Source organism: Phytobacter sp. SCO41, from assembly GCF_003073275.1.
Taxonomy (GTDB): domain Bacteria; phylum Pseudomonadota; class Gammaproteobacteria; order Enterobacterales; family Enterobacteriaceae; genus Phytobacter; species Phytobacter diazotrophicus.
In genome coordinates this window covers 4,644,232-4,671,011 of record NZ_CP027225.1, presented here as the reverse complement: position 1 = coordinate 4,671,011, position 26,780 = coordinate 4,644,232, and the positions used below count along the sequence as shown (strand labels likewise).

Sequence of the window (26,780 nt, the reverse complement as noted above, 5' to 3'; positions counted from 1 at the left end):
GAAACCTACTGGAATGAGCGATGCGCTCTGGCAAACAGACCGGAGCATCCTTGCTCCGTTGTAGATCACACGGCCGGAATGTTGCGACCGTAGTAAATCTCACGCATCTCTTTCCATAAGGCTTCTGTAATCTCTTTGCGTTCCTGCGCGGTCAGCTCTTCTGGCCTGGTATGGAACATGTAGTGCTTAAGATCGAATTCTTTTAGCAACATCTTGGTGTGGAAAATGTTTTCCTGGTAAACATTCACATCCACCATGTCATACAGCGACTTCATATCCTCTGACAGAAAATTCTGAATAGAATTGATCTCGTGATCGATAAAGTGCTTCATGCCGTTCACGTCACGGGTAAAGCCACGCACGCGATAATCGATCGTCACAATGTCCGACTCAAGCTGGTGAATCAGATAATTCAGCGCTTTCAGCGGCGAAATCACCCCGCAGGTCGACACTTCTATATCCGCGCGGAAAGTGCACAGCCCGCCTTCCGGATGGCTTTCCGGATAGGTATGCACACAGATATGGCTCTTATCGAGATGGGCGACCACGGCTTCCGGTAGCGGGCCGGGGTGCTCGGTTTTATCTATAAGCTGCGGGTCGACCGGTTCTTCGCTGACCAGAATAGTCACGCTCGCACCCTGCGGCTCATAATCCTGACGGGCGATATTAAGAATATTGGCGCCAATGATATTGCAGGTTTCCGTCAGGATTTCTGTCAGACGATTGGCGTTATAGAGTTCATCGATATAAGCGATATACCCGTCACGCTCTGCTTCCGTCTTGGCATAGCAGATATCGTAAATACAAAAACTCAGGCTCTTGGTCAGGTTGTTAAAGCCATGCAGTTTGAGTTTTTTCAATTTCGTATCTCTCCTTAGGACGACTGTGAAGAGAGTGCGTCTTGCAGATATTGTGGCAGAGCAAATGCCGCCGTATGAATGGCCGGATTGTAATAACGGCACGTCAGGTCTGCATTGTGGAAACGCGCCTGAATAATTTCGCTGGAAAGGTGACGTAGCGCTTCATTATCCGTCGCCCAGGCAAAAGTCATAATGCCACCGTAATAGGTGGGAATGGCAGCCTGGTAAAAACCGACATCGGCAAAGTAATGACCGAGCTTACGGTGGCTGTCCAGCGCTTCATCCTGTTGCAGGAAGCAGACGCCATTCTGTGCCACAAAGATCCCGCCCGGATTCAGGCAACGTTTGCAGCCTTCGTAAAACGCCGAGGTAAACAGACTTTCGCCGGGACCGACCGGATCGGTACAGTCGGAAATGATCACGTCAAACGTATGTGTGGTTTGCGTTACAAAGTTTACGCCATCATCGATAACCAACTGGAAACGGGGATCATCGTAAGCGCCAGCGTTGTGTTTTGGCAGGTACTGACGGCAGAAAGAGACGACGCCGGCATCAATTTCGACCATGGTAATGGTCTCGATGTTTTTATGGCGGCTGACTTCACGCAGCATAGCGCCATCACCGCCGCCGATAATCAACACATGTTTCGCGCGGCCATGGGCGAGCAGCGGAACGTGAGTCATCATTTCATGATAGATAAATTCGTCGCGTTCGGTGGTTTGCACCACGCCATCGAGCGCCATTACGCGGCCAAAAGCGGCGTTTTCGAAAATGATGAGGTCCTGGTGCCCGGTTTTCTCGTGGTACAGCACCTTATCAACGGCAAAGTATTGCCCAAACTGATCGTGCAGCGTTTCGTGCCACAACGTGTTATCGGCCATAGGTTGCTCCTTTGTTAACACCTGCTCAAAACAGGCGCAACATCATAGCTAACTCTGACCGTGGATGCACGGTCAGCGTCCCCCGCTGGAAATAACTTATTTCACGTAGGCGAGCAGGCTGAGCGAATCTCGTGCCAGCGCTTTGCATTTTTTGGCGGTAGGAATGCGGATGCCGCTCAGGTCGCGATAGCTTGCTTCACCGAGCGATTTCATATCCCAGGAGTCGTAATTGCTCAGATCCCACTTGTTCTGCTGTGCGAAGAAAACCAGCGCCCGGCGAATCTGACCATTAGGTAAGTTATTATAACCGCAGTCATTTTTCAGAAAAACAAACACAGCCGTAAGGTCGGCCATATCTTCCGCTTCGGATTCATTCAGGGCGTAGCTATTAGCGGAGACAGCCAGCAGGCTGCCGAATAAAATTGTTCTGAAAAGCGTCTTCATTATTTCTACCACGGCATAACGGAAATTAAACGTTAGCACACTGTTGGCGAGGCGACGATATTTATTATTGTCCGATTACAGCCACTTTTCTTGACCTTCCGGCAAGGGGAGGGTTTATGCTCAAATTTCGGGCTGATAACCGTAAGGAAAGGGACATGCAACGTCGTGATTTTTTGAAATACTCTGCTGCGCTGAGCGTGGCGAGTGCACTGCCGCTCTGGAGTCGTTCTTTGCTGGCGGCGGAAAGGCCTGCGCTACCGATACCCCCGTTAGTGAGCGCCGATGCACAAAACCATATTCAACTTACGGTTCAGGCAGGGTCATCAATGTTTGCGGGCAAACAGGCGACAACCTGGGGTTATAACGGCAGCCTGCTGGGGCCGGCGATTCAATTGCGTCAGGGGAAAACCGTTAACGTATCCATTCGCAATGCGCTGGCGGAAGAGACAACCGTACACTGGCACGGTCTGGAAGTGCCGGGCGACGTTGACGGCGGGCCGCAGGGCGTGATTAAGCCCGGCGATAGCCGTACGGTCACGTTTACCCCGAATCAGCCTGCATCAACCTGCTGGTTTCACCCCCATCAACATGGGAAAACCGGCCATCAGGTGGCGATGGGGCTGGCCGGGCTGTTACTGATTGAAGATGATAACAGCCGAAAGCTACGTCTACCGCAACAGTGGGGCATTGATGATATTCCGGTCATCATGCAGGACAAACGTTTTACCGCTGACGGGCAGATTGACTATCAACTGGATGTGATGAGCGCGGCGGTAGGGTGGTTTGGCGATACGTTACTGACGAACGGTGCGGTTTACCCACAGCACGCGGCACCCCGTGGCTGGCTGCGTTTACGCTTACTCAATGGTTGTAACGCTCGCTCGCTCAACGTGGCTGCCAGCGATAATCGCCCGTTGTACGTTATTGCCAGCGACGGTGGCTTGTTGAATGCGCCAGTGAAAGTCAGCGAGCTGGCCATGTTGCCGGGTGAGCGCTTTGAGGTGCTGGTGGAGACCCGGGATAATAAAGTCTTCGATCTGGTCACGTTGCCCGTTCAGCAAATGGGTATGACGGTGGCGCCTTTTGATAAGCCCTATCCGCTGTTGCGTATTCAACCGGTGGTGGTAACGGCATCTGGCATTTTACCCGATACACTGGCGACACTGCCCGGACTGCCAGCGCTGGATGGATTAACACAGCGGACTTTGCAACTTTCCATGGATCCCATGCTGGACATGATGGGGATGCAGGCTCTACAGCAAAAATACGGTGATGCCGCAATGGCGGGGATGGGAATGCAACATGGCAATATGAACCATGGTCAGATGCAGATGAACCATGGCGGAATGAATCATGGCGGAATGAACCATGGCGACATGGGGCAGATGAATCACGGCGATGGCGGGATGGCGTTCCATAGCGCCAATCGAATCAACGGCAAGGCGTTCGATATGCAAGTGCCTGCGTTTGCCGCGCAGAAAGATACCTGGGAGCGCTGGGTCATTTCTGGGGAAGGCGACATGATGCTGCATCCGTTCCATATTCACGGCACACAGTTCCGCATTCTGTCAGAAAACGGTAAGCCGCCTGCCGCGCATCGCGCAGGCTGGAAAGATATTGTCAGCGTTGAAGGGATGAAAAGCGAAGTGTTGGTCCGCTTTGCGCATGATGCGCCGAAGGAGTATGCCTATATGGCACACTGCCATCTGCTTGAGCATGAAGATACGGGCATGATGCTTGGATTTACGGTGTAGGTTTACGGTAAAAAGTGTTACCCATGTTCCCGGTTCATACCGGGAGCAGACATTAAAAAAGGCAACTTGCGTTGCCTTTTTGCTTTTACCTTGTGCAGTCTGAGGGGACGGTGCCTTACTTCTCGTCCGGCAGGGCGTAGGCAACGATATAGTCACCCATCTTCGTACCAAACGAACCGTGACCACCCGCAGAGATGACAACGTACTGCTTGCCATTCACTTCATAGGTCATCGGCGTTGCCTGGCCACCTGCTGGCAAACGGCCCTGCCACAGTTTCTCGCCGTTGCTCATATTGTACGCGCGCAGGTAATTATCTGCGGTTGCAGCAATGAACAGCACATTACCGGCAGTAGAGATTGGGCCGCCTAGCATCGGCATCCCCATATTGAACGGCACCGGAACGGGCATCGGGAACGGCATGCTGTCCTGCGGCGTACCAATACGTTTTTTCCACACTACCTGGTTGGTTTTCAAATCCAGCGCGGAAATATAACCCCATGCTGGCTGCTTACACGGCAGGCCAAACGGAGAGAGGAACGGATTCAAGGTTACGCCGAACGGCACGCCATACTGCGGCTGAATCCCCGCCTCTGTACCGCTACCTTTCGCATCTTTCGGCTGCTCCATCGGGTTGCCCGGACCGCGTGGGATCAGTTTAGAGACAAACGGCAGGGCCATCGGGTTGGCGATCGCGACCTGGCGGTTCGGATCAACGGAGATACCCCCCCATTCGAACATCCCCAGGTTACCCGGGAACACCAGTGTGCCTTGCTCAGATGGCGGAGTGAAGATGCCTTCATAGCGCAACTGATGGAACATCACGCGGCAGACCAGTTGGTCGAACATGGTCGCGCCCCACATATCCGCCCCGCTGAGATCTTTCTTCGGACGGAAGCTCAGATCGGAGAACGGCTGAGTTTTGGTGACGTAATCGCCTTTGGCCGCACCCTGCGGAACCGGTTTTTCCGGTGCCGGGACAACCAGCTTACCGTTGCTGCGATCCAGCACGAAGATGTTGCCGGTTTTCGCTGGAGCGTAAATCACCGGAACTGTTTTGCCGTTAACCGTGATGTCTGCCAGCGTCGGCTGGGACGGCATATCCATATCCCACAGATCGTGGTGAACGGTCTGGTAACTCCACGCCAGTTTACCGGTAGTAGCGTTCAGCGCCACGATAGAGCTGGCATAGCGTTCCTGCTCCGGCGTGCGGTAGCCGCCCCAGATATCCGGGGTAGTCACACCCATTGGCAGATAGACCAGGTCCAGCTTCGCATCATAGGCGGCTGGCGCCCACGAGTTGGGCGAGTTGAACGTAAAGCTGTGTTGGTCAGACGGAATAGCGTTGGGATCTTTCGCGCCTGGATCAAAAGCCCAGAGCAATTTGCCGGTATTCACGTCAAAACCACGAATAACACCGGAGGTTTCACGGGTAGAGAAGTTGTCCGTTACCGAACCGGCAATCACAATCACCTTATCGGTGATGATCGGCGGTGAGGTAGGCTCATACAGACCTGGCGTGGTGTCCGGCATATTGGTCTGCAGATTCAGAATACCTTTGTTGGCAAAGGTTTCGCACAGTTTGCCGTTGTCGGCGTTGATGGCAAACAGGCGGCCATCGTTAACCGGCAGCATAATGCGACGCGGGCAATCCGCCACAACATCCGGGCTGGCGTTTTCTGCACGTGCTTCATGATAAGAAACACCGCGACAAGTGACATGCTGGAAGGACTGGTTGGCATTTAACTGCGGGTCAAAGTGCCATTTCTCTTTACCGGTCGAGGCGTCCAGAGCGAACAGGCGCTGGTGAGCGGTACACAGATAAAGCGTGTCACCCACTTTAATCGGCGTCACTTCGTTGGTCAGTTCACCCGGGTCTGTTGGCAGTTTCAGGTCTCCGGTACGAAACACCCAGGCTTCTTTCAGGTTCTTAACGTTATCCGCATTGATCTGTTTGAGCGGTGAAAAACGCTGACCTTCCTGGTTGCGGCCATAAGCTGGCCAGTCGCCGTCAGCAACCTGAGAAATCGGGGCAGCCGGCGTGGCATCCGCATTCAGCGTACCGTTCACTTCTTGCGGGTCATTAAAGCCCGCCCAGGTGAGAATGCCGCCGCTAATCAGCAGCGCAACCACCAGTGCGGCAACCGCACCACCGGAAGGGAAAATCAGTCTGCGCCAGACAAAAGGCAGAATAAGCCAGATACCGAAGAAGACCAGGATATCGCTGCGAGGCGTGAGCGCCCAAAAGTCGAAGCCCACTTCCCACACGCCCCAGATCATGGTCGCCAGCAGCAACGCGGCATACAGCCATAATGCTGACTGCTTACGCCGCCAGAGCAGTGCAGTGACGCCAAGCATTACCACCCCGGCAATAGGGTAGTACCAGGAACCACCAAGAGAGACCAGCCATACTCCGCCGATCAGTAAGTACAGTCCGCAGAATGCTGCGAACAGCGCGGTCAGTATCACAAGGATACCTGAGCGTTGCGTTTTTGTTTCAGCCATAAAAAGACACTCATCAAATTCATTAATGTTTTAGTAGCAACTAATTATAGGATTTAACAAGTGTGATCGTCATCACAAAATGAGCTTTATCGACAGATAAGCATCGGAAATGCGTTTGCTGGTATACTGCACGCCTTGCGCTTCAATAACCAAAGCAAAACACGGGTTATTGAGTGATTTAGTATTTAAATCATATGGTTATTTAAAATGAAACATATTGTTGAAGTGATGATCCCGGAAGCGGAGATCAAAGCGCGTATCGCCGAATTGGGTCGTCAAATCACAGAACGTTATCAGGACAGTGGCAGTGAAATGGTGCTGGTGGGCCTGCTGCGCGGCTCATTTATGTTCATGGCGGACCTTTGCCGTGAAGTGCAGGTACCGCACGAAGTCGATTTTATGACCGCCTCCAGCTATGGCAGCGGCATGTCTTCGACCCGCGATGTTAAAATCCTCAAAGATCTGGATGAAGATATTCGCGGTAAAGACGTTCTGATCGTTGAAGATATTATCGATTCCGGCAATACGCTCTCTAAAGTGCGCGAAATTCTCAGCCTGCGCGAGCCGAAGTCTCTCTCTATTTGCACCCTGCTCGATAAACCGTCGCGCCGGGAAGTGCCGGTTGATGTGGAATTTGTCGGCTTCTCGATCCCTGATGAATTCGTGGTGGGCTACGGTATCGATTATGCGCAACGTTATCGCCACCTGCCGTATGTCGGCAAAGTGGTGATGCTGGACGAGTAAGCATAAAAAAAGCCGGGCTTTAGCCCGGCCTGATGCGTTATCCCGGCTGGCATCATGCTGCCGGGAAGGCAAGATTATCTGTGGTTGATGTGTTTCTTGCTGAGGTTCGAGACGCCCTGACGGTAGCGCTGTTCCAGGCTTTCGCGGTTCGTTGCGGTGACTTCCAGGTCACGCAGTAAACCATCGTGGATGCCATACGCCCAACCGTGAATCGTGACTTTTTGTCCACGTTTCCAGGCAGATTGCATAATGGTGGAGTGACCCAGGTTATACACCTGCTCCATCACGTTCAGCTCGCAAAGGGTATCAAGGCGGCGCTCCTGCGGCATCTCGCCAAGCAACGAACTATGCTTGAACCAGATATCACGAATGTGCAGCAGCCAGTTGTTAATCAGCCCCAGTTCCGGGTTTTCCACCGCCGCCTGCACACCACCACAGCCGTAGTGGCCGCAGATGATGATATGCTCAACTTCCAGTACATCGACCGCGTACTGAACCACAGAAAGGCAGTTCAGGTCGGTATGAATAACCAGGTTGGCAACGTTACGGTGAACAAACAGTTCGCCTGGCTCAAGGCCGGTAAGGCGTTCTGCGGGAACGCGACTGTCAGAACATCCAATCCATAGAAAACGCGGTTTCTGCGCTTGCGCCAGTTTTTCGAAAAAGCCGGGATCCTCTTCCACCAGCATTTTTGACCATAGTGCATTGTTGCTGATGAGTGTATCTATGTCTTTCATGGAAGTTAACGACCTGTAACCAAATAAGTGCGTTGCGCTAATATAGGTCAACTCCCACGTTTTTTAAACCACACATCGAGTGTAAGAATAAGGTAAGTGAAAATTCATGACCATTGCACTGGAGCTTGAGCAGCTTAAAAAAACCTACCCGGGCGGCGTTCATGCGCTACGTGGTATTGATCTTAAAGTAGAAGCTGGGGATTTTTACGCGTTACTGGGACCAAACGGCGCAGGAAAATCGACCACCATAGGTATCATCAGTTCTCTGGTAAATAAAACGTCCGGACGCGTGAGTGTCTTCGGCTACGACCTGCAAAAAGATATCGTTAACGCCAAACGGCAGCTCGGTCTTGTGCCGCAGGAGTTCAATTTTAACCCGTTTGAAACCGTACAGCAGATTGTGGTTAACCAGGCAGGTTACTACGGCGTTGAACGTAAAGAGGCGCTGGAGCGTAGCGAAAAATACCTGAACCAGCTCGATCTGTGGGAAAAACGCAACGAACGTGCGCGTATGTTATCGGGCGGGATGAAGCGTCGTTTGATGATTGCCCGCGCCCTGATGCATGAGCCGAAGCTGCTGATCCTTGATGAACCTACGGCCGGGGTGGATATCGAACTGCGTCGTTCTATGTGGGGCTTTCTGAAAGATCTCAACGACAAAGGCACCACCATCATTCTGACTACCCATTATCTGGAAGAAGCCGAGATGCTGTGTCGCAACATTGGCATTATTCAGAGCGGCGAGCTGATTGAAAACACCTCCATGAAGTCATTGTTGGCGAAGCTAAAATCAGAAACCTTTATCCTCGATCTGGCAACGAAAAGCCCGTTACCGAAGCTGGAAGGTTACCAGTATCGGCTGGTGGATACGTCGACCCTGGAGGTCGAAGTGTTGCGTGAACAGGGGATAAATAGCGTGTTCAGCCAGCTTAGCGCGCAGGGCGTACAGGTCTTGAGTATGCGCAACAAGGCTAACCGTCTGGAAGAGCTGTTCGTCACGCTGGTGCATGAGAAAAAAGGAGAGCACGCATGATGCAGCTTTATTGGGTGGCATTGAAAAGTATCTGGCATAAAGAAATTCAACGCTTTATGCGTATTTGGGTACAGACGCTGGTGCCGCCGGTGATTACCATGACCCTCTATTTTATTATCTTTGGTAATTTGATTGGCTCACGTATCGGTGAAATGCACGGCTTTACCTATATGCAATTCATCGTGCCAGGCCTGATCATGATGGCAGTGATCACTAATGCCTATGCAAACGTGGCGTCATCATTTTTCAGCGCCAAGTTTCAACGCAATATTGAAGAGCTGCTGGTCGCCCCGGTGCCCACGCATGTGATTATCGCAGGGTATGTGGGGGGCGGCGTGGCGCGTGGTTTATGTGTCGGGGTGCTGGTGACGGCCGTGTCGCTGTTTTTCGTGCCTTTTCAGGTCCACTCGTGGGTTTTTGTTGCGTTAACGCTGCTGTTGACCGCGGTATTGTTCTCGCTGGCGGGTCTGCTGAATGCCGTTTTTGCGACAACCTTTGATGACATCAGCCTGATCCCGACATTTGTCCTGACACCGCTGACCTATCTCGGCGGGGTGTTCTATTCGCTGACGTTGCTACCGCCGTTCTGGCAGGCGCTGTCTCATCTCAACCCCATTGTTTACATGATTAGCGGTTTCCGCTTTGGTTTCCTCGGTATTACCGATGTGCCGCTTTTCACCACTGTGGCGGTTTTGGCGGTGTTTATCATCGCTTTTTATATATTGTGCTGGTATTTAATTCAGCGCGGACGCGGTCTGCGCAGTTAATCGCCACTTACCCGGCGGCGTTCGTCGCCGGGTTCTCATTGCCCTTTTAATCTATGATATCTGTCACCGACGGCTGATGGTCACCTGGCTAAACTGCAAGTCTGCTAAGGAGATAGGTATGCTGGGATGGGTCATTACGTGCCATGGTGAACTGGCGCAGGAGATGCTGGACAGTCTGGAGAGCCGGTTTGGTCCGCTTAAACAATGTAGAGCGGTCAACTTTCGCCACGGGCTTAGCACCAATATGCTCAGCCGCATGATTTGTGATGCGTTGCATGAAACGGATTCCGGTGATGGCGTGGTTTTTTTGACCGATATTTCCGGGGCAGCGCCTTACCGCGCCGCCTCGCTCATGAGCCACAAGCATGAGCATTGTGAAGTGATATCCGGCGTTGATGCTGAGTTGTTGGAAGCAATGTATCCGCTGCGTGAAGTATGTAGCAGTGCCGATTTTCGTGAGCAGATTGTGGGCGCTGGCGCGCCGGTGGTCAGCAGTCTCTGGCATCAGCAACAGAAAAATCCGCCGTTTGTGTTGTTACATGATTTGTATGAAAAATAAACGTTGGTATTCATTTTTCTTTTTCCTACAATAACCTAAATTATTTTTAGCCTGGTTAGGTGCATGCCTCGTTTTCTCCTCATTTTGTTCTTGCTGGTGTCATGTAGCGTTTCTGCACGTCTCGTTAGTCAAAATCCCGACCCTGCTCGCTATATGCAAATTACGGAAGATGCCGACATATGGGCGCAGATTGACAACAATGTTATGACTGTTGGCAATATCCGCGCCGGACAAATTCTGGCGGTTGTGCCAGGGGCGGAAGACTATTACGAATTTCGCTTCGGCTTCGGTAAAGCGTGGATAGATAAAGGGCATCTGGGAACGGTTCGTGGCAGTGAGAAGGTTCAGGATAGCCTTGGCGACCTCAATAAGCCCCTGAGTAATCAAAATTTGATCACCTGGCGTGATACACCGATGTATAACGAGGCGGACAATACCAGTGAACAATTGGGTATGCTGGCCGGGAATCTGCGCTACCCCATCATCAGCAAGCTAAAAGACAGACTCAACCAGACCTGGTATCAGATTCGCATTGGCGAACGTCTGGCGTGGATCAGTAGCCTGGATGCGCAGGAAGATAACGGTATTCCGGTGCTCACCTACCATCATATTCTGGAAGACGAGGAGAACACGCGGTTTCGTCATACCTCGACGACCACCTCTCTTCGCGCTTTCACCAACCAGATGAGCTGGCTGCATGACCAGGGCTATACCACGTTAAGCATGTATCAACTGGAAGGTTATATACGTAACGCGATGAACCTTCCTGCCCGTTCAGTGGTGATCACCTTTGATGACGGACTGAAATCGGTCAGTCGTTATGCGTATCCGGTGTTAAAGCAGAACGGTTTCAGGGCGACCGCTTTTATTATTTCGTCGCGTATTAAGCGCAAACCGCAGCTCTGGGATCCAAAATCTCTGCAGTTCATGAGCATCTCTGAACTGGAGCAAATTTCGCATGTCTTTGATTTTCAGTCACATACTCATTTCCTGCATCGCACCGATGATGCTGGGCATCCGATCCTGCTAAGTCGCAGTTATGACAATATCCTGATGGATTTTAAGCATTCACGCCGCGCGCTTTCGCAGTTCAACCAGCACATATGGTATCTGGCGTACCCGTTCGGCGGCTATGATGACAAAGCGTTGGCTGCGGCGAAGGATGCAGGATTCCATCTTGCGCTGACCACGGTGCGAGGGAAGGTAAAGCCTGGGGATAATCCGTACTTACTGAAACGGTTGTATATCTTAAAGACGGATTCGCTGGAGGATATGTCGAGGTTAATAAGTAATCAACCTCAGGGATAAATCAGGCAAAATGGGCTATTTTATTTGCCGTTTTGAACCAGGGCAGTGCTCGTCATCCTCACGTACTGCGTGTACGCTCCTGTGACTGCGCGCTGTCCGTGTTCAAACTGTCTGCATCAATAACGCCCATTATGCCTGATTAATGAGTCGGCTATGCCATTCAGGCAACTTGTACCGGAACCGCTTTTGCCGTGCGTTTCATCTCGTTGTCGCCGTCAAAGTAGGCGACTTTCGGCTGCCAGCTACGCGCCTGCTCATCCGGCATGGTGACGTAGCTTGCGATAATCAGGATGTCGCCAACGTCAGCACAGTGCGCCGCCGCACCGTTAACTGAAATGATGCGGGAGCCACGTTCACCGGCAATGGCATAGGTGGAAAAGCGCTTACCGTTAGTGACGTTGTAAATATCGATGGCTTCGTATTCCAGGATACCAGCCGCCTCAAGGAAATCCTGGTCAATCGCGCAGGAACCTTCATAGTGCAGGTCGGCCTGTGTCACTTTGACGCGGTGGAGCTTGCCTTGCAGCATCGTGCGAATCATAACTTCTACCTTTAATGGCGTAACGAAATACAGGTATATCGCCGGGTGGCATTTGGCTGCCCGGCCAGACTTTCCCGGCCCGGCGACAGCGCCAGACCAGGCCGATAACAGGCCAGTATTGCCCGTTTTTTAACCCCTGTCTACAGGGGGAGATCAACCACTTTATTGTCGATGAGACGCGCCTGACCCAGCCAGGCGGCCATCAAAATCACCGCGCGTTTGCTGGTCTGCGCCAGCTCCAGAAGCGTGTCTGCATCGCGGATCTGGATGTCATCTGCGTGAAAGCCGCTGTCGTTAAGTTCCTGTTCCGCCAGGGCAATGATCTCTTCAAGATTGCGATCGCCTGCGCTCAGTTTTGCGGCCATCGCGTTCATGGTTTTGCTCAGAGCCGGTGCGATTTTGCGTTGATCGGCGGTGAGATAGCCGTTACGGGAACTGAGCGCCAGACCGTCTTTAGCACGCACGGTCGGAACCCCGACAATCTCAATGTCATAGCCCATATCGGCAACCATTTTGCGAATGAGCTGCAACTGCTGGTAGTCCTTTTCGCCAAAGCAGGCGATATCTGGCTGGACCAGGTTAAAGAGCTTGCTGACGATGGTGGAAACACCACGGAAATGCCCCGGGCGGCTTGCGCCTTCAAGCATGGTGGAGATACCTGGCACATCCACATAGGTTTGCGTGTCCGTGCCCTGCGGATAAATATCATTTGGCACAGGGGCGAAAACAAAATCCACTTTCCGTTTATTGAGTTTTTCGCAATCTTCCTGCAGGGTGCGCGGGTAGCGAGCCAGATCGTCGGCGCGGTCAAACTGCATGGGGTTGACGAAAATGCTCACCACGACCACATCCGCGCGGGCTTTGGCTTCCTCAACCAGCGTCATATGACCATCGTGCAGGTTGCCCATCGTTGGCACCAGCGCAATGCGTTTTCCTTCCTGACGCGCTCTTCGAATATGCTGGCGCAGTAACGGCAGGGTTTCGATAATCAACACAACGGCACTCCTTAATGGAAACTGTGTTCTTCGCCCGGATAGACCCCGGACTCAACGTCGGCAATATACTGGCGCACGGCAGCGCGCATGTCGCCTGCCTCGCTCAGAAAGTTTTTCGCAAATTTGGGGATATGACCACCGGTAATGCCGAACGCGTCGTGCATCACCAGAATCTGGCCGTCTGTGACGTTACCTGCGCCGATACCAATGACCGGAATGGTCAGCGCGTCCGTGACACGCTTTGCCAGCTCAACCGGCACACACTCCAGCACCAGCAACTGCGCACCAGCGGCTTCCAGCGCCAGCGCGTCGTCCAGCAGCGTTTGTCCGGCATCGCCGCGCCCCTGAACTTTGTAGCCACCGAAGATATTTACGGACTGTGGCGTTAACCCCAGGTGCCCGCACACTGGCACAGCGCGTTCGGTGAGCATTTTCACCGTATCACTCAACCAGCGACCGCCTTCGATTTTTACCATATTGGCCCCGGCGCGCATCACGGCGGCGGCGTTTTCAAAGGCCTGCTCCGGTGTGGAATACGCCATAAACGGCAGGTCGGCCAGTAGCAAACAATGAGGGGCGCCACGGCGCACCGCGCGCGCGTGATAGGCAATGTCGTCTACCGTCACGGGCAGGGTGGAATCATGACCTTGTACCGTCATCCCTAACGAGTCGCCAACCAACATCACATTGATGCCTTCTTCGGCGAACAGTTTAGCGAAGCTGTAATCGTAGGCTGTGATGGTAGCGAAGCGTTTTTTTTCCTGTTTGCACTTAAGCAGCCAGGAGATGGTGGTGGGTTTCATAACGTTTCCTGATGGCTAAAAACGAATTCTGGCGCATTCTAACAGCAACATTCAGGTGAACAATGATTTTAGGCAATCGTTTAACACCGATCACATCAGAAGCGCCAGAAAAGCGTTTTACCACAAGGCAGGTTTGTCCGCTGCGCATTCTGTGAGGGCGGCGCTCAGCGTCATACCATCAGGGAATCGCAGGGCAGGGGCAATTTCAAATAACGGCCACAGCATAAAGCCGCGATTTTTCATGTCGTAATGGGGAACGGTGAGACGCGGCGTCTGAATAACCTGATCGCCAAACAGCATGATATCCAGGTCCAGCGTGCGTGGCCCCCAGCGCTCGGCTTTACGCACGCGCCCTTGCTGCAGTTCAATGCGCTGGGTGTGGTCAAGCAGCGCTTCGGCCTCAAGGGTCGTTTCCAGCGCGACGGCGGCGTTGAGATAGTCAGGCTGATCCTGCGGGCCAAGCGGAGGCGTGCGGTAGAACGAGGAGACGGTGACCACGCGGCTTTGCGGGATCTCCCCAATGGCGTCCAGCGCTGCCTTTACCTGCTCCAGAGGCGATGCGAGATTACTGCCGATGGCGATATAGCAAAGGATCGGGGACATACAGGCTCCTGCGTTTTTCATTCTCTATAGCATCAGGCCTGCGCGTGGCAGGCCTGAAAGGGATAACATTATGCGCTGCCTTCACGGCGCGGCGCGCGTTTGCGCGGGCGGCGATGGCGACGGCGAACGGCGGGTTCATCGCCCAAGTCGTCAAGCATATCTTTCTGCTCCGGCGGTGCGGAAACCTGAAATTCTCCCCACCATTTCACCAGCCGCTGCAGTTCGCCGTTGTTTTCAACCTCGGCACGCAGGGCCAGCAGATCGTAAGCTGCGCGGAATTTCGGATGCTCCATCAGTTTCCACGCGCGTTTACCCTGACGACGGGACATACGCAGTTGTAGCTGCCAGATATCGCGAATCAGCGAGGTGATGCGTTTCGGGATGGCCAGTGAACGGCAGGCTTCATCCAGCACATCGTTCATGGCAAGCGCAAAGGCGTCGTAATATGCCAGACCGCCTTCCTGAGTAATGCGCTGCGCGGTTTCCAGCAGCGGATACCAGAACATAGCCGCAAACAAAAACGCCGGGTTAACCCGCATATCGTTGTGAAGGCGGGTATCGGTGTTTTTCAGCACCTGCGCAATGATGCGTTCCATCGGGCTGTCACCGTTTTCGGTGAAGAAGCGACTGATGGTAGGGAACAGAGGCTGGAAGAGGTTGTATTCGCGCAGCAGCATGTAGGTATCGAAACCATAGCCCGCTTGCAATAATTTCAGCGACTCTTCAAACAGGCGCGCAGGGGGGACGTCATTAATCAGGGCGGCCAGACGAGGAATCGGTTCGGCCGTTTCAGCGCTGATGTTCATACCCAGCTTGGCGGCGAAACGCACCGCGCGCAGCATACGTACCGGGTCTTCGCGATAGCGGGTTTCCGGGTTGCCAATCAGGCGAATGACGCCCTCATCCAGATCGCGCATGCCGCCGACATAATCACGCACGGTGAAGTCAGCAACGCTGTAATAAAGGCTGTTAATGGTGAAATCGCGACGCTGAGCATCTTCTTCGATAGAACCGAAAATATTGTCGCGCAGCAACATGCCATTCTGGCCACGCTGAGACGTGGTGCGGTCGGCTTCGGTATCTTCGTGATGACCGCGAAAGGTGGCGACTTCAATGATTTCCGGCCCGAACATGACGTGGGCCAGGCGGAAACGGCGACCCACCAGGCGGCAGTTGCGAAATAATTTACGCACCTGGTCCGGCGTGGCGTTCGTCGTGACGTCGAAATCTTTTGGTTTTTTGCCCAGCAATAAATCACGCACGCCACCACCGACGAGATAAGCCTCGTAACCGGCTTTGTTCAGGCGGTAGAGGACTTTGAGCGCATTTTCACTGATATCTTTGCGAGAAATAGCGTGCTGTTCACGCGGGATAACCGTCATCTGAGGTTGTACGCTAGCCTCAACGACCATGCTCTCTTCGCGACTTAGCACCTTACGGCAAAAATTAGCGACTCGGGTAAAAATAGTGCACCTCGGTAGTGTCAAACGTCAGGACAAAAAAATAAGGACAAAAAAATAGCGGCTAATCATAGCTCAGCGCGAGGCGTTTGAGAATGCCGTATTCACATCCACTGCAATGGGCACGTTAGCGAGCGTCCAGTTTGCCACCGCATTTTTCAACAAATCGTCGACGCTGAGATCCTGCCACTCATTTGTTGCGCTCTGGTTTAAGAATTGTAACGCCCTGATTATTATGGGGCGCGGATCGCCACCGGGCAAGGCTGGCGCATGGTTTTGCTTGGAGAGTTTATTCCCTTGCGCATTGAGCGCCAGCGGCAGATGGACATACTGTGGCACTGGCCAGCCAAATTGTCGGTAGAGCGAAATTTGCCTGACCGTGGGTTCAATTAAATCTGCGCCGCGCACAATTTCCGTGATGCCCTGAAAATGGTCGTCAACCACGACGGCGAGGTTATAGGCAAACAGGCCATCCCGGCGGTGGATAATAAAATCCTCGCGCGCCAGTTTTTCATCCGCATAGAGTTCGCCGCGTAGCCTGTCGTGAAAATGGAGCACCGGATGTTGCTGCACCAGACGTACAGCCGCATTTTCCGGGCCATTATTAGCGCTACGGCAGTGGCCGTCATAGGTGCCGCCCACGCTCTGAATGCGCGCCCGCGTACAGGTACAGTAGTAACTCAGCCCACGGGTATGAAGCCAGGCCAGCGCGTCGCGGTAGGCCTCATGACGTTGTGATTGCCAGAGTACATCGCCATCCCAGTGCAGGCCGTAATGCTCAAGCTGGCGCAAGATGGTGTCTGCGGCACCGGGAACTTCACGCGGGGGATCAATGTCTTCGATACGCACTCGCCAGGTACCCTGCTGCGCGCGCGCCTGCAGGTAGCTGCCAAGTGCAGCAATGAGCGAGCCAAAATGGAGTTCACCGGACGGTGACGGCGCAAAGCGCCCAATATAGTGAGAGTCAGACATAAAGACAGGAAACGCCGACAATACGGGAAATTTTCCCCGACTATAGCACAGCCTGATTTGAAGGCGCAGGCTGGAATCAGCGCTGCGCCGTCTGAGGGGTTGACCGGCTGTCGGTCAGAGGCGAATTAACCCGCCATCTGTTTTTCGCGAATTTCCGCCAGTGTTTTGCAATCGATGCACAGGTCAGCGGTCGGACGCGCTTCCAGGCGGCGAATGCCGATTTCAACACCGCAGGATTCGCAGTAGCCGAAATCTTCGTCTTCAACTTTTTTCAGCGTTTTCTCGATCTTTTTGATCAGTTTACGCTCGCGGTCACGGTTACGCAGTTCGAGGCTGAACTCTTCTTCCTGTGCGGCACGGTCTACCGGGTCCGGGAAGTTAGCTGCTTCATCCTGCATATGGGTGACGGTGCGATCGACTTCATCCCTGAGTTGATTACGCCACGCTTCAAGAATACGCCTGAAGTGCGCCAGCTGGGCTTCATTCATATACTCTTCGCCCGGTTTCTCTTGATACGGCTCCACCCCAGCGATGGCGAGAATACTCAGGGACGATGTTTTACGGTTTTGCCCTTCTTGCATGTTGCTTCTCCTTAACACGCACTATCGATCCCCGTGTTGGGGGAAAATCAGGCCGCTATAAATAGCAGATGCTTTTCCGGATGGCAAATATCTAAACGTAACACTTGACAAGCCTGTGAGGAAAAGCGTATTTGCGCACGCGACCAGAACACTTATTAGTCAATTTAGTCAATCGCTGCCCTATATCGTGAAAGGCAGCGGCAATCTCAGAGTCATATTTGTAGCAGAAAGTTCCGCTTTTACCGCCAGAATTTCTACTCCCTGACCTTGTGCTTCCTTTAACAATCGTGCGTATTTCTCATCAATATGGCGCGCTGGAGAAAAATGTTCAACGGCTGAATGCAGCACGGCAAACAGAATAACCGCGCGGTCGCCGCTGGCCGCTACGCTCATTAACTCACGCAGATGCTTTTGTCCGCGTAGCGTAACTGCATCAGGGAAAAAACCGCATTCCCGCTCGGCGAGCGTTACTGATTTCACTTCAATATAGCAGTTGCGTCGGCCATCCGCCTGTAACAGAAAATCAATTCTGCTGCCTTCGGCACCATATTTCACTTCACTTTTCAGTGCACTGTAACCCGACAGTCCTGGCAAACGGTTTTGCTGTATTGCTTCTTTCGTTAACGTATTAGCGCGAAGCGTATTAACGCAAATAAAAGCGCCCTGTTGGGTTTGCGTTAATTCCCAGGTATGCGGATATTTGCGTTTAGTATTTTCTGATGTGGAATACCAAACCGTGTCGCCAGGCGTGGCGCAACCGGTCATTGCGCCGGTATTGGGACAATGGATTGTCAATGTTTCGCCTTCTGGCGTGATCACATCGGCAAGAAACCGCTTATAGCGCTGAATAAGCGTGGCGGATCGGAGGGGCGGAGAAAATTCCATGACATATCCTTTTTATGTTTTTAGCGTCCAGCGGTTTAACGCCTTGTAGCGCAGACGTCCTCCGGCAAACTGCGATTCATATAAGACAAATTCTGTTACAGGAAAAGTCCAGTGAAAACCCGGCGGCGGTATCGTGACCGCATGACTGGCATCGCGTAGCAGGGTGATATGAGGATGAAACGGCGTTGGACTTTGCCAGCATCCGCTGCGTGCAGCCTGAGCGCGCAGCATATCCGCCAGTTGCAACAGCCCGCGTGGCGACTGGCGACAGCCAAGCCAGACGACGCGCGAACGCAACCATTGCCCGGCATCATCGAGTTGTAACGTAAAGCCTGGCTGACGAATGCGACCGGCCAGCGTTTCCAGCGCCCGTTGTTTTTCCGCGCTCACTTCCCCCAAAAACGCCAGTGTCAGATGTAAGTTTGCTGCCGCAACCGGTCGTCCGGCATCTTGCGGGAAATGTTCCGCCCGCCAGCGCACCACCGCCTGTCGGGTGGCGTCGGGCAATTCGATGGCAAAAAACAGCCTTTTCGATTCAGACATGGCAGGCACTCAGTTAGGATTTGTCGCGATGCTACAATGGCAGGCGGATGCTCGCAAATCCTTCGGCGCTCCAAAGCGCCGTAGTTCATGTACAATTGGCCCCGTCCTTATCAATGTGAATCCTCTGGAGCCTTGAGTGTCCTCACTGCCGGTTGCTGCCGTATTGCCCGACCTTCTCAATGCGTTACAACACGCTCCCCAGGTACTGCTAACTGCCCCGACAGGCGCGGGGAAGTCAACCTGGCTGCCGCTGCAATTGTTGCAGCAGGGCGGTATTGACGGGCGTATTTTACTGCTTGAACCGCGCAGGCTGGCTGCCCGTAACGTGGCGCAACGGCTGGCGGAACTGCTCAATGAGCAGCCTGGTGACACGGTCGGCTACCGGATGAGAGCCCAAACTTGTGTTGGGCCGAATACGCGTCTGGAAGTGGTGACTGAGGGGATCCTGACGCGAATGATCCAGCACGATCCCGAGCTGAACGGCGTTGGTCTGGTGATCCTTGATGAATTCCACGAACGTAGCCTGCAGGCCGATCTGGCGCTGGCGCTATTGCTGGATGTCCAGCAGGGACTGCGTGACGACCTGAAACTGCTGGTCATGTCAGCCACCCTTGATAACAGCCGCCTGCAGACCCTGTTGCCGGATGCGCCGCTGATTGTTTCCGAGGGGCGTATGCACCCGGTCGAGCGGCGCTATCAGGCCTTAAACAGCCATCAGCGCTTTGACGAGGCGGTCGCGGTGGCGACAGCCGATTTGCTGCGTTCGCAAACGGGGTCGTTGTTACTGTTTTTGCCGGGAGTCGGGGAGATCCAGCGTGTGCAGGAACAACTGGCCAGCCGGGTCGCTGACGATGTATTGCTCTGTCCGCTGTATGGGGCGTTGTCGCTCAATGAACAACGCAAAGCCATTTTTCCGCCGCCTGCCGGGCAACGAAAGGTGGTGCTGGCGACCAATATCGCCGAGACCAGCCTGACCATAGAAGGCATTCGCCTGGTAGTGGACAGCGCCCAGGAGCGGGTGGCCCGTTTCGATTCGCGAACAGGGTTAACACGGCTTGTCACTCAGCGCGTGAGCCAGGCATCGATGACGCAGCGTGCCGGACGTGCCGGGCGCCTTGAACCAGGTATTTGTTTGCATTTGATCGGCAAAGAACAGGCCGAAAGGGCGGCGGCTCAGAGCGAGCCAGAGATTTTGCAAAGCGATTTGTCTGGCCTGTTGATGGAGTTGTTACAGTGGGGATGCCAGGATCCCGTGCAGCTTAGCTGGCTGGATTTACCGCCAGCGACTAACCTTGCCGCAGCGAAGCGGTTGTTGACGCAACTGCGGGCGCTGGAAGGCGAACGCCTCTCTGCGTTCGGGAAAAAAATGGCATCGCTGGGTAACGATCCGCGCCTGGCCGCGATGTTAGCGAGCGCCAGCGGTGCGAATGAGGTGGCAACGGCGGCGAAGCTGGCAGCCATTCTTGAAGAGCCGCCGCGCGGCGGTAATACCGATTTGAGCGTTGCCTTTTCCCGCAATCAGCCCCAGTGGCAGCAGCGTGCCCGACAGTTGATCCGGCGGTTGAAAAGTGCGGAAGGGGAGCCGGATAGCGATCTGTTGGCGCCGTTGCTTGCCAGCGCTTTTGCCGACCGCATTGCGCGCAGGCGTGGCCAGGACGGGCGTTATCAACTGGCAAACGGAATGGGCGCAATGCTTGACGCGGATGACGCGCTTAATCGCCATGAATGGCTGCTCGCGCCACTGCTGTTACAAGGGAGCCAGTCGCCGGATGCCCGCATTTTGCTGGCGCTGCCGCTGGACATTGATCGGTTAATGGCAGCTTGTCCGCACATTGTTGAGCCGTCTGACTCTGTGGAATGGGATGAAGCGCTGGGAACCTTAAAGGCATTTCGCCGTAGCCGGATTGGTCAATTGACGGTGAAGGTTCAGCCGCTGGCGAAGCTTCCGGAAGAAGAACTACACCAGGCGATGCTCAACGGCATTCGTGATAAAGGGCTGGATGTCCTTAACTGGACGCCCGAGGCGAAACAGCTTCGTCTGCGTTTACATTGCGCGGCGAAATGGCTGCCGGAAGAGGCATGGCCTGCGGTAGATGACGCTTCGCTGCTGGCTTCTCTGGAAAGCTGGCTGTTACCGCAAATGGGGGGCGTACATTCGCTTCGCGCGTTGAAAGCGCTGGACGTGGGCGAAGCATTAAAAGCTTTCTTACCTTGGCCTTTGCGTCAACGTCTGGATAGTGAACTGCCTGGGCATTACACTGTGCCGACGGGAAGTCGGATTGCCATTCGTTATCATGAGGATAATCCGCCTGCTCTGGCGGTGCGTATGCAGGAGATGTTTGGTGAGGCCACAACGCCTGTTATCGCTCAGGGGCGCATTGCGCTGGTACTGGAACTGCTTTCCCCGGCTCAGCGTCCGCTGCAAATTACGCGCGATTTAGCGGCGTTCTGGCAGGGGGCGTACCGTGAAGTGCAAAAAGAGATGAAAGGGCGTTACCCGAAACATGTCTGGCCTGACGATCCGGCGAATGCCGCACCGACGCGGCGCACGAAAAAGTATTCGTAGTTATGGGCGGGGCAGATTGATGCCCTCACCCCAGCCCTCTCCCACAGGGAGAGGGTGCAGACACTAAGATTTTCTCGTTGAGAAAATCTGCTGTTTATTTTGAGAGATTTCTTCTTCTGCCTGGAGGCGGAAGAACTGAGAATCAGGCCCTTGCGCCTGAATGTTGCGGAGAGAGAGCATGGCGGGGAATGACCGCGAGCCAATTGGACGTAAGAGCAGACCTTCACGTCCGGCAAAAGAGAAAGTAAGTCGTCGTCGAGTCAGAGAAGAGGAATACGACGATTACGAAGATGATGATGGCGATGAGCAGGACTCAGCGCCGCGCAAAGGGAAAGGTAAAGGCGGTAAACCTCGCGGTAAGCGCCGTTGGTTCTGGCTGCTGTTGAAAATTTGTATCGTGGGTGCGGTGCTGCTGGCCATTTATGGCGTGTACCTGGATCAGAAGATCCGCAGCCGTATCGATGGCAAAGTGTGGCAACTGCCGGCTGCCGTCTATGGCCGTATGGTCAACCTTGAGCCGGATATGCCCATCAGCAAAAACGAGATGGTCAAACTGCTGGAAGCCACACAGTACCGTCAGGTGACGAAGATGACGCGTCCTGGCGAGTTTACCGTGCAGGCGAAAAGCATTGAGATGATCCGCCGCCCGTTTGACTTCCCTGATAGCAAAGAAGGGCAGGTCCGGGCTCGTCTGACGTTTGATGGCGACCGACTCGATAGCATTGAGAACATGGACAGCAACCGTCAGTTCGGTTTCTTCCGTCTCGATCCGCGTTTGATCACCATGCTTTCCTCGCCTAACGGCGAACAGCGTCTGTTTGTCCCGCGCAGTGGCTTCCCGGATCTGCTGGTGGATACGCTGCTGGCGACCGAAGACCGTCATTTCTACGAGCATGATGGTATCAGTTTTTACTCGATTGGCCGTGCGGTGCTGGCGAACCTGACCGCCGGACGTACGGTGCAGGGGGCGAGTACGCTGACCCAGCAATTGGTAAAAAACCTGTTCCTGAGCAGCGAGCGTTCCTACTGGCGTAAGGCTAACGAAGCCTATATGGCGCTGATCGTCGATGCCCGTTACAGCAAGGATCGTATCCTTGAACTGTACATGAACGAAGTGTACCTCGGGCAGAGCGGTGATAACGAAATCCGTGGTTTCCCGTTGGCAAGCCTTTACTACTTTGGCCGTCCGGTGGAAGAGCTGAGTCTCGACCAGCAGGCGATGTTGGTCGGGATGGTGAAAGGGGCGTCAATCTACAACCCGTGGCGTAACCCAAAACTGGCCCTGGAGCGACGTAACCTTGTCCTGCGCCTGATGCAAGAGCAGAAGGTGATTGACCAGGAGCTTTACGACATGCTCAGCGCTCGTCCACTTGGTGTGCAGCCGCGTGGTGGCGTGATTTCGCCGCAGCCTGCGTTTATGCAGATGGTCCGTCAGGAGCTTCAGGCTAAACTCGGCGATGACAAAATGAAGGACTTGTCGGGCGTGAAGATTTTCACCACCTTTGATTCTGTTGCGCAGGACGCGGCAGAAAAAGCGGCGGTGGAAGGTATTCCGGCCTTGATCAAGCAGCGTAAACTGGACGACCTGGAAACCGCGATGGTGGTTGTGGATCGCTTCAGTGGCGAAGTCCGTGCAATGGTCGGCGGGGCGACGCCGCAATTTGCGGGCTATAACCGTGCAATGCAGGCGCGCCGCTCTATCGGCTCGTTGGCAAAACCGGCGACCTACCTGACAGCGCTAAGCCAGCCGGATAAATTCCGTCTGAATACCTCCATTGCCGATGCGCCGATTTCACTGCGCCTGTCGAATGGTCAGGTCTGGGCACCGCAAAACGACGACCACCGTTTTAGCGGTCAGGTGATGCTGGTGGATGCGTTAACGCGCTCCATGAACGTGCCGACAGTTAACCTCGGGATGGCAATGGGGCTGCCTGCGGTGACCGACACCTGGTTGAAATTAGGTGCGCCTAAAGATCAGTTAACGGCTAACCCGTCCATGCTGTTGGGGGCGCTCAACCTGACGCCGATTGAAGTCGCGCAAGCGTTCCAGACCATCGCCAGCGGCGGTAACCGCGCAACGTTGTCTGCGCTGCGTTCAGTCATTGCAGAGGATGGTACGGTGCTGTACCAGAGTTATCCGCAGTCTGAGCGTGCGGTACCTGCACAGGCGGCCTATCTGACCCTGTGGACCATGCAGCAGGTTATTCAGCGCGGTACCGGGCGCCAGCTCGGCGCAAAATATCCGGGGCTGCATCTGGCAGGGAAAACCGGTACCACCAACAATAACGTCGATACCTGGTTTGCCGGGATTGACGGGCGTGAAGTGACGATTACCTGGGTTGGGCGTGATAATAACCAGCCGACCAAGCTGTATGGTGCGAGCGGGGCGATGGCTATCTATCAGCGCTATCTGGCAAACCAGTCGCCAATTCCGCTGGATCTGACGCCGCCGGAAGATATCACCACCATGAGCGTGGATGATATGGGCAACTTCATTTGCGGCGGTGGCGGTGTGCGTTCACTGCCGGTCTGGACGACCAGCCCGGAAACGCTGTGCCAGCAAAATCCGATGATGCAGCAGCCGCAGCAGGGTAATCCGTTCGATCAGTCAACCCCGCCGCCGCAACAGCAGCAGCCTCAGCAACAGCCACCGCAGCAGCAAGAGAAGAGCGACGGTGTTGCAGGCTGGATTAAAGATATGTTCGGTAGTAACTAATGCTCAAACCCCCAGTCGCCCGGCTGGGGGTTTTTGATTTAGGCATGGCTGGAACATCTCTTTAACCTCGTTTTAAATCCTTTTTAATTCCTTTTTAACGCCATCCTTTTTACCTGGTTGTTTATTAATCCCTCACACCGAGCAGGGCCGCTTAGCGCTTGCTATGCGGTCGGCGCTTCGCATATTATGCTGCCGTCATAATAATAATTATCGTTTACGTTATCATTCACTCATTGTCAGAGAACAAACAATGGCGCGTCTAAAAACTGCTCAGCCAGTCAACACCTCACTGCGTAAACTCGCAGTAGTTGTAGCCACAGCGGTTAGCGGCATGTCTGTCTATGCACAGGCTGCAACGACCCAACCTGAAGAAACCGTTACCGTAACCTCCAGCAGCACGGCGGGGCAGGAAAATGCCTGGGGCCCGGCGGCAACGATTGCCGCGCGCCACTCTGCGACGGGGACCAAGACCGACACCCCGATTGAGAAGACCCCGCAGTCTATCTCCGTGGTAACCAGCGAAGAGATGGCCCTGCATCAGCCGAAGTCCGTGAAGGAAGCGCTGAGTTACACGCCGGGTGTCGCCGTGGGGACGCGTGGCGCATCCAACACCTATGACTATCTTGTCATTCGTGGTTTTGCCGCAGATGGTCAGAGCCAGAATAACTACCTCGACGGTATGAAGATGCAGGGCAACTTCTACAACGACGCGGTGATTGATCCTTACATGCTCGAACGTGCTGAAATCCTGCGCGGCCCGGCTTCTGTGCTGTACGGTAAGAGCAGCCCGGGTGGGTTACTGAACATGGTCAGCAAACGTCCGACAACGACGCCGCTGTATGAAGTGCAGTTCAAGATGGGCACCGATAACCTGTACCAGACAGGTTTTGATTTTAGCGACGCGCTGGATGATGACGGCGTTTATTCTTATCGTTTGACCGGTCTGGCGCGCTCCGCTAACGCCCAACAGGAAGGGGCAAAAGAGCAGCGCTACACCATTGCGCCGTCTTTCAGTTGGCGTCCTGATGACAAAACGAACTTCACATTCCTCTCTTATTTCCAGAACGAACCGGATACCGGTTATTACGGCTGGTTACCGAAAGAGGGGACCGTTCAGCCGCTGCCAAATGGCTCCCGTCTGCCGACCGACTTCAACGAAGGCGCGAAGAACAACACCTATTCCCGTAATGAGAAAATGGTGGGTTACAGCTTCGAACATGGCTTTAACGATACCTTCACGCTGCGCCAGAACCTGCGTTACGCGGAAAACAAAGTCGCGCAGAATAGCGTCTATGGTTACGGCGTCTGCTCAGATTCAGCCAATGGTTTTAACGCTAGCTGTAATGCGCTCTCTGCAGCGGATAAAGGCCACTATCTGGCACGTAAATACGTTGTTGATAGCGAACGCCTGCAGACGTTCACTGTGGATACTCAGTTGCAGAGCAAATTCGCCACTGGCGATGTAGATCATACCCTGCTGACTGGCGTTGACTTTATGCGTATGCGTAATGATATCGACTCCTGGTTTGGTTATGACAACTCTGTTCCGTTGCTGGATCTCTACAACCCTGTCTCTTCTGATTTCGATTTCGGTACCAAAGATCTGACTAACTCAGGTCCTTATCAGGTGCTGAACAAACAGAAACAGACCGGTGTGTATGCGCAGGATCAGGCGCAGTGGGACAAAGTGCTGGTCACCCTCGGGGGGCGTTATGACTGGGCGAAGCAGGAAACCCTGACCCGTACCACTGGCATACAAACCACCCGCGACGATAAGCAGTTCACCTGGCGCGGTGGCGTTAACTACCTGTTCGACAATGGTGTAACACCATACTTTAGCTATAGTGAATCCTTCGAACCGGCATCCACGACGGGCCAGAATGGCAAGATTTTCGCACCGTCTAAAGGTAAGCAGTACGAAGCGGGCGTGAAATACGTACCAAAAGATCGTCCGATTGTGCTGACTGGTGCAGTGTATCAGTTGACCAAAACCAACAACCTGATGGGCGATCCGGCGGGATCTTTCTACTCGGTTGAAGGCGGCGAAATCCGTGCGCGCGGCGTTGAGCTTGAAGCGAAAGCGGCACTCTCTGCCAGCGTCAATGTGGTCGGTTCTTATACCTATACCGACGCTGAGTACACTACCGATACCAAATACAAAGGCAACACGCCTGCCCAGGTGCCAAAACACATGGCATCTCTGTGGGGCGATTACACCATCTTTGATGGCGCGCTCTCTGGTCTGACGCTGGGTACCGGCGCTCGCTTTACCGGTTCCAGCCAGGGCGATCCGGCGAACTCTTTCAAAGTGGGGAGCTACACGTTAGTTGACGCACTGGTGCGTTACGATCTGGCGCGTGTAGGCCTGGCGGGCTCTAATGTGGCGTTACACGTGAACAACCTGTTCGATCGCGAGTATGTCGCAAGCTGCTTTAATACCTATGGTTGCTTCTGGGGGGCTGAGCGCCAGGTGGTGGCGACAGCAACCTTCCGCTTCTAATCTCTCTTCGGGCACGGTTCGCCGT

General features: G+C 54.0%; 23 protein-coding genes. 9 read left to right on the top strand and 14 right to left on the bottom strand.

The features are described from left to right. Positions 1 to 65 precede the first annotated feature (65 nt). The 3 genes from speD to C5523_RS22735 form a co-directional block, all read right to left on the bottom strand. Positions 66 to 860: an adenosylmethionine decarboxylase gene (speD, locus tag C5523_RS22745; protein WP_039078395.1), complete on the bottom strand. Its 795-nt coding sequence runs from the start codon at positions 858 to 860 to the stop codon at positions 66 to 68. Positions 861 to 874: 14 nt separating this feature from the next. Continuing rightward, on the bottom strand, positions 875 to 1,741 hold the full coding sequence (gene speE, locus C5523_RS22740; RefSeq protein WP_071193662.1) for a polyamine aminopropyltransferase: 867 nt from the start codon (positions 1,739 to 1,741) through the stop codon (positions 875 to 877). A 96-nt stretch (positions 1,742 to 1,837) separates the two neighbouring features. After that, positions 1,838 to 2,185, bottom strand: a complete 348-nt coding sequence (locus C5523_RS22735; RefSeq protein WP_039078397.1) for a YacC family pilotin-like protein — start codon at positions 2,183 to 2,185, stop codon at positions 1,838 to 1,840. A 155-nt stretch (positions 2,186 to 2,340) separates the two neighbouring features. On the opposite strand from C5523_RS22735, the gene cueO reads away from it, so the two are divergent. Continuing rightward, positions 2,341 to 3,939, top strand: coding sequence for a multicopper oxidase CueO (cueO, locus tag C5523_RS22730; protein WP_108702023.1), 1,599 nt, complete (start codon positions 2,341 to 2,343; stop codon positions 3,937 to 3,939). Between the two features lie 115 nt (positions 3,940 to 4,054). Here cueO and C5523_RS22725 read toward each other — a convergent pair whose 3' ends face one another. Continuing rightward, complete coding sequence (locus tag C5523_RS22725; protein ID WP_039078399.1) at positions 4,055 to 6,442, bottom strand: glucose/quinate/shikimate family membrane-bound PQQ-dependent dehydrogenase; 2,388 nt, start codon at positions 6,440 to 6,442, stop codon at positions 4,055 to 4,057. Between the two features lie 207 nt (positions 6,443 to 6,649). Here C5523_RS22725 and hpt point away from each other — a divergent pair, with 207 nt between their 5' ends. After that, on the top strand, positions 6,650 to 7,186 hold the full coding sequence (gene hpt / locus C5523_RS22720; RefSeq protein WP_039078400.1) for a hypoxanthine phosphoribosyltransferase: 537 nt from the start codon (positions 6,650 to 6,652) through the stop codon (positions 7,184 to 7,186). 74 nt (positions 7,187 to 7,260) lie between these two features. Here the strand turns inward: hpt and can are convergent, their stop codons facing one another. Beyond that, positions 7,261 to 7,923: a carbonate dehydratase gene (gene can, locus C5523_RS22715; RefSeq protein WP_039078401.1), complete on the bottom strand. Its 663-nt coding sequence runs from the start codon at positions 7,921 to 7,923 to the stop codon at positions 7,261 to 7,263. Between the two features lie 106 nt (positions 7,924 to 8,029). On the opposite strand from can, the gene C5523_RS22710 reads away from it, so the two are divergent. The 4 genes from C5523_RS22710 to C5523_RS22695 all read left to right on the top strand — a co-directional run bounded on the left by C5523_RS22710 (position 8,030) and on the right by C5523_RS22695 (position 11,590). Continuing rightward, positions 8,030 to 8,956 (top strand): ABC transporter ATP-binding protein, encoded by a 927-nt coding sequence (locus C5523_RS22710; protein ID WP_039078402.1) that lies wholly within the window; start codon positions 8,030 to 8,032, stop codon positions 8,954 to 8,956. After that, on the top strand, positions 8,953 to 9,723 hold the full coding sequence (locus C5523_RS22705; protein WP_039078403.1) for an ABC transporter permease: 771 nt from the start codon (positions 8,953 to 8,955) through the stop codon (positions 9,721 to 9,723). The genes C5523_RS22710 and C5523_RS22705 overlap by 4 nt, the downstream gene beginning before the upstream one ends. A gap of 118 nt (positions 9,724 to 9,841) precedes the next feature. After that, complete coding sequence (locus tag C5523_RS22700) at positions 9,842 to 10,282, top strand: PTS sugar transporter subunit IIA (protein ID WP_039078404.1); 441 nt, start codon at positions 9,842 to 9,844, stop codon at positions 10,280 to 10,282. A gap of 63 nt (positions 10,283 to 10,345) precedes the next feature. After that, a complete protein-coding gene (locus C5523_RS22695) occupies positions 10,346 to 11,590 on the top strand; it encodes a polysaccharide deacetylase family protein (RefSeq protein WP_108702022.1) in 1,245 nt (414 codons plus the stop codon). A gap of 160 nt (positions 11,591 to 11,750) precedes the next feature. Here the strand turns inward: C5523_RS22695 and panD are convergent, their stop codons facing one another. From panD to thpR, 9 genes are all read right to left on the bottom strand, one after another. Continuing rightward, the gene (gene panD / locus C5523_RS22685; protein ID WP_039078406.1) at positions 11,751 to 12,131 is read right to left on the bottom strand and encodes an aspartate 1-decarboxylase; all 381 of its coding nucleotides are present in this window, start codon (positions 12,129 to 12,131) and stop codon (positions 11,751 to 11,753) included. Positions 12,132 to 12,271: 140 nt separating this feature from the next. Further along, entirely contained in the window at positions 12,272 to 13,126 is an 855-nt protein-coding gene (gene panC, locus C5523_RS22680) for a pantoate--beta-alanine ligase (RefSeq protein ID WP_108702020.1), read from the bottom strand. An 11-nt stretch (positions 13,127 to 13,137) separates the two neighbouring features. Further along, positions 13,138 to 13,929, bottom strand: coding sequence for a 3-methyl-2-oxobutanoate hydroxymethyltransferase (gene panB / locus C5523_RS22675; RefSeq protein WP_108702019.1), 792 nt, complete (start codon positions 13,927 to 13,929; stop codon positions 13,138 to 13,140). A 117-nt stretch (positions 13,930 to 14,046) separates the two neighbouring features. Then, positions 14,047 to 14,532 (bottom strand): 2-amino-4-hydroxy-6-hydroxymethyldihydropteridine diphosphokinase, encoded by a 486-nt coding sequence (gene folK / locus C5523_RS22670; protein WP_108702018.1) that lies wholly within the window; start codon positions 14,530 to 14,532, stop codon positions 14,047 to 14,049. 68 nt (positions 14,533 to 14,600) lie between these two features. Further along, positions 14,601 to 15,998, bottom strand: coding sequence for a polynucleotide adenylyltransferase PcnB (gene pcnB / locus C5523_RS22665; protein ID WP_222557120.1), 1,398 nt, complete (start codon positions 15,996 to 15,998; stop codon positions 14,601 to 14,603). Between the two features lie 69 nt (positions 15,999 to 16,067). Beyond that, entirely contained in the window at positions 16,068 to 16,964 is an 897-nt protein-coding gene (gluQRS, locus tag C5523_RS22660; RefSeq protein WP_079497231.1) for a tRNA glutamyl-Q(34) synthetase GluQRS, read from the bottom strand. Between the two features lie 125 nt (positions 16,965 to 17,089). Then, positions 17,090 to 17,545, bottom strand: coding sequence for an RNA polymerase-binding protein DksA (gene dksA / locus C5523_RS22655; protein WP_001155227.1), 456 nt, complete (start codon positions 17,543 to 17,545; stop codon positions 17,090 to 17,092). Between the two features lie 180 nt (positions 17,546 to 17,725). Continuing rightward, complete coding sequence (gene sfsA, locus C5523_RS22645; protein WP_039078412.1) at positions 17,726 to 18,430, bottom strand: DNA/RNA nuclease SfsA; 705 nt, start codon at positions 18,428 to 18,430, stop codon at positions 17,726 to 17,728. 12 nt (positions 18,431 to 18,442) lie between these two features. Further along, on the bottom strand, positions 18,443 to 18,973 hold the full coding sequence (gene thpR, locus C5523_RS22640) for an RNA 2',3'-cyclic phosphodiesterase (RefSeq protein WP_108702017.1): 531 nt from the start codon (positions 18,971 to 18,973) through the stop codon (positions 18,443 to 18,445). A 136-nt stretch (positions 18,974 to 19,109) separates the two neighbouring features. Between thpR and hrpB the strand changes: the two genes are divergently transcribed. From hrpB to fhuA, 3 genes are all read left to right on the top strand, one after another. Beyond that, entirely contained in the window at positions 19,110 to 21,539 is a 2,430-nt protein-coding gene (gene hrpB / locus C5523_RS22635) for an ATP-dependent helicase HrpB (protein ID WP_108702016.1), read from the top strand. Between the two features lie 178 nt (positions 21,540 to 21,717). Next, on the top strand, positions 21,718 to 24,255 hold the full coding sequence (gene mrcB / locus C5523_RS22630) for a bifunctional glycosyl transferase/transpeptidase (protein WP_108702015.1): 2,538 nt from the start codon (positions 21,718 to 21,720) through the stop codon (positions 24,253 to 24,255). A gap of 250 nt (positions 24,256 to 24,505) precedes the next feature. Beyond that, positions 24,506 to 26,755: a ferrichrome porin FhuA gene (gene fhuA / locus C5523_RS22625; protein WP_108702014.1), complete on the top strand. Its 2,250-nt coding sequence runs from the start codon at positions 24,506 to 24,508 to the stop codon at positions 26,753 to 26,755. The last annotated feature ends 25 nt before the right edge of the window (positions 26,756 to 26,780 follow it).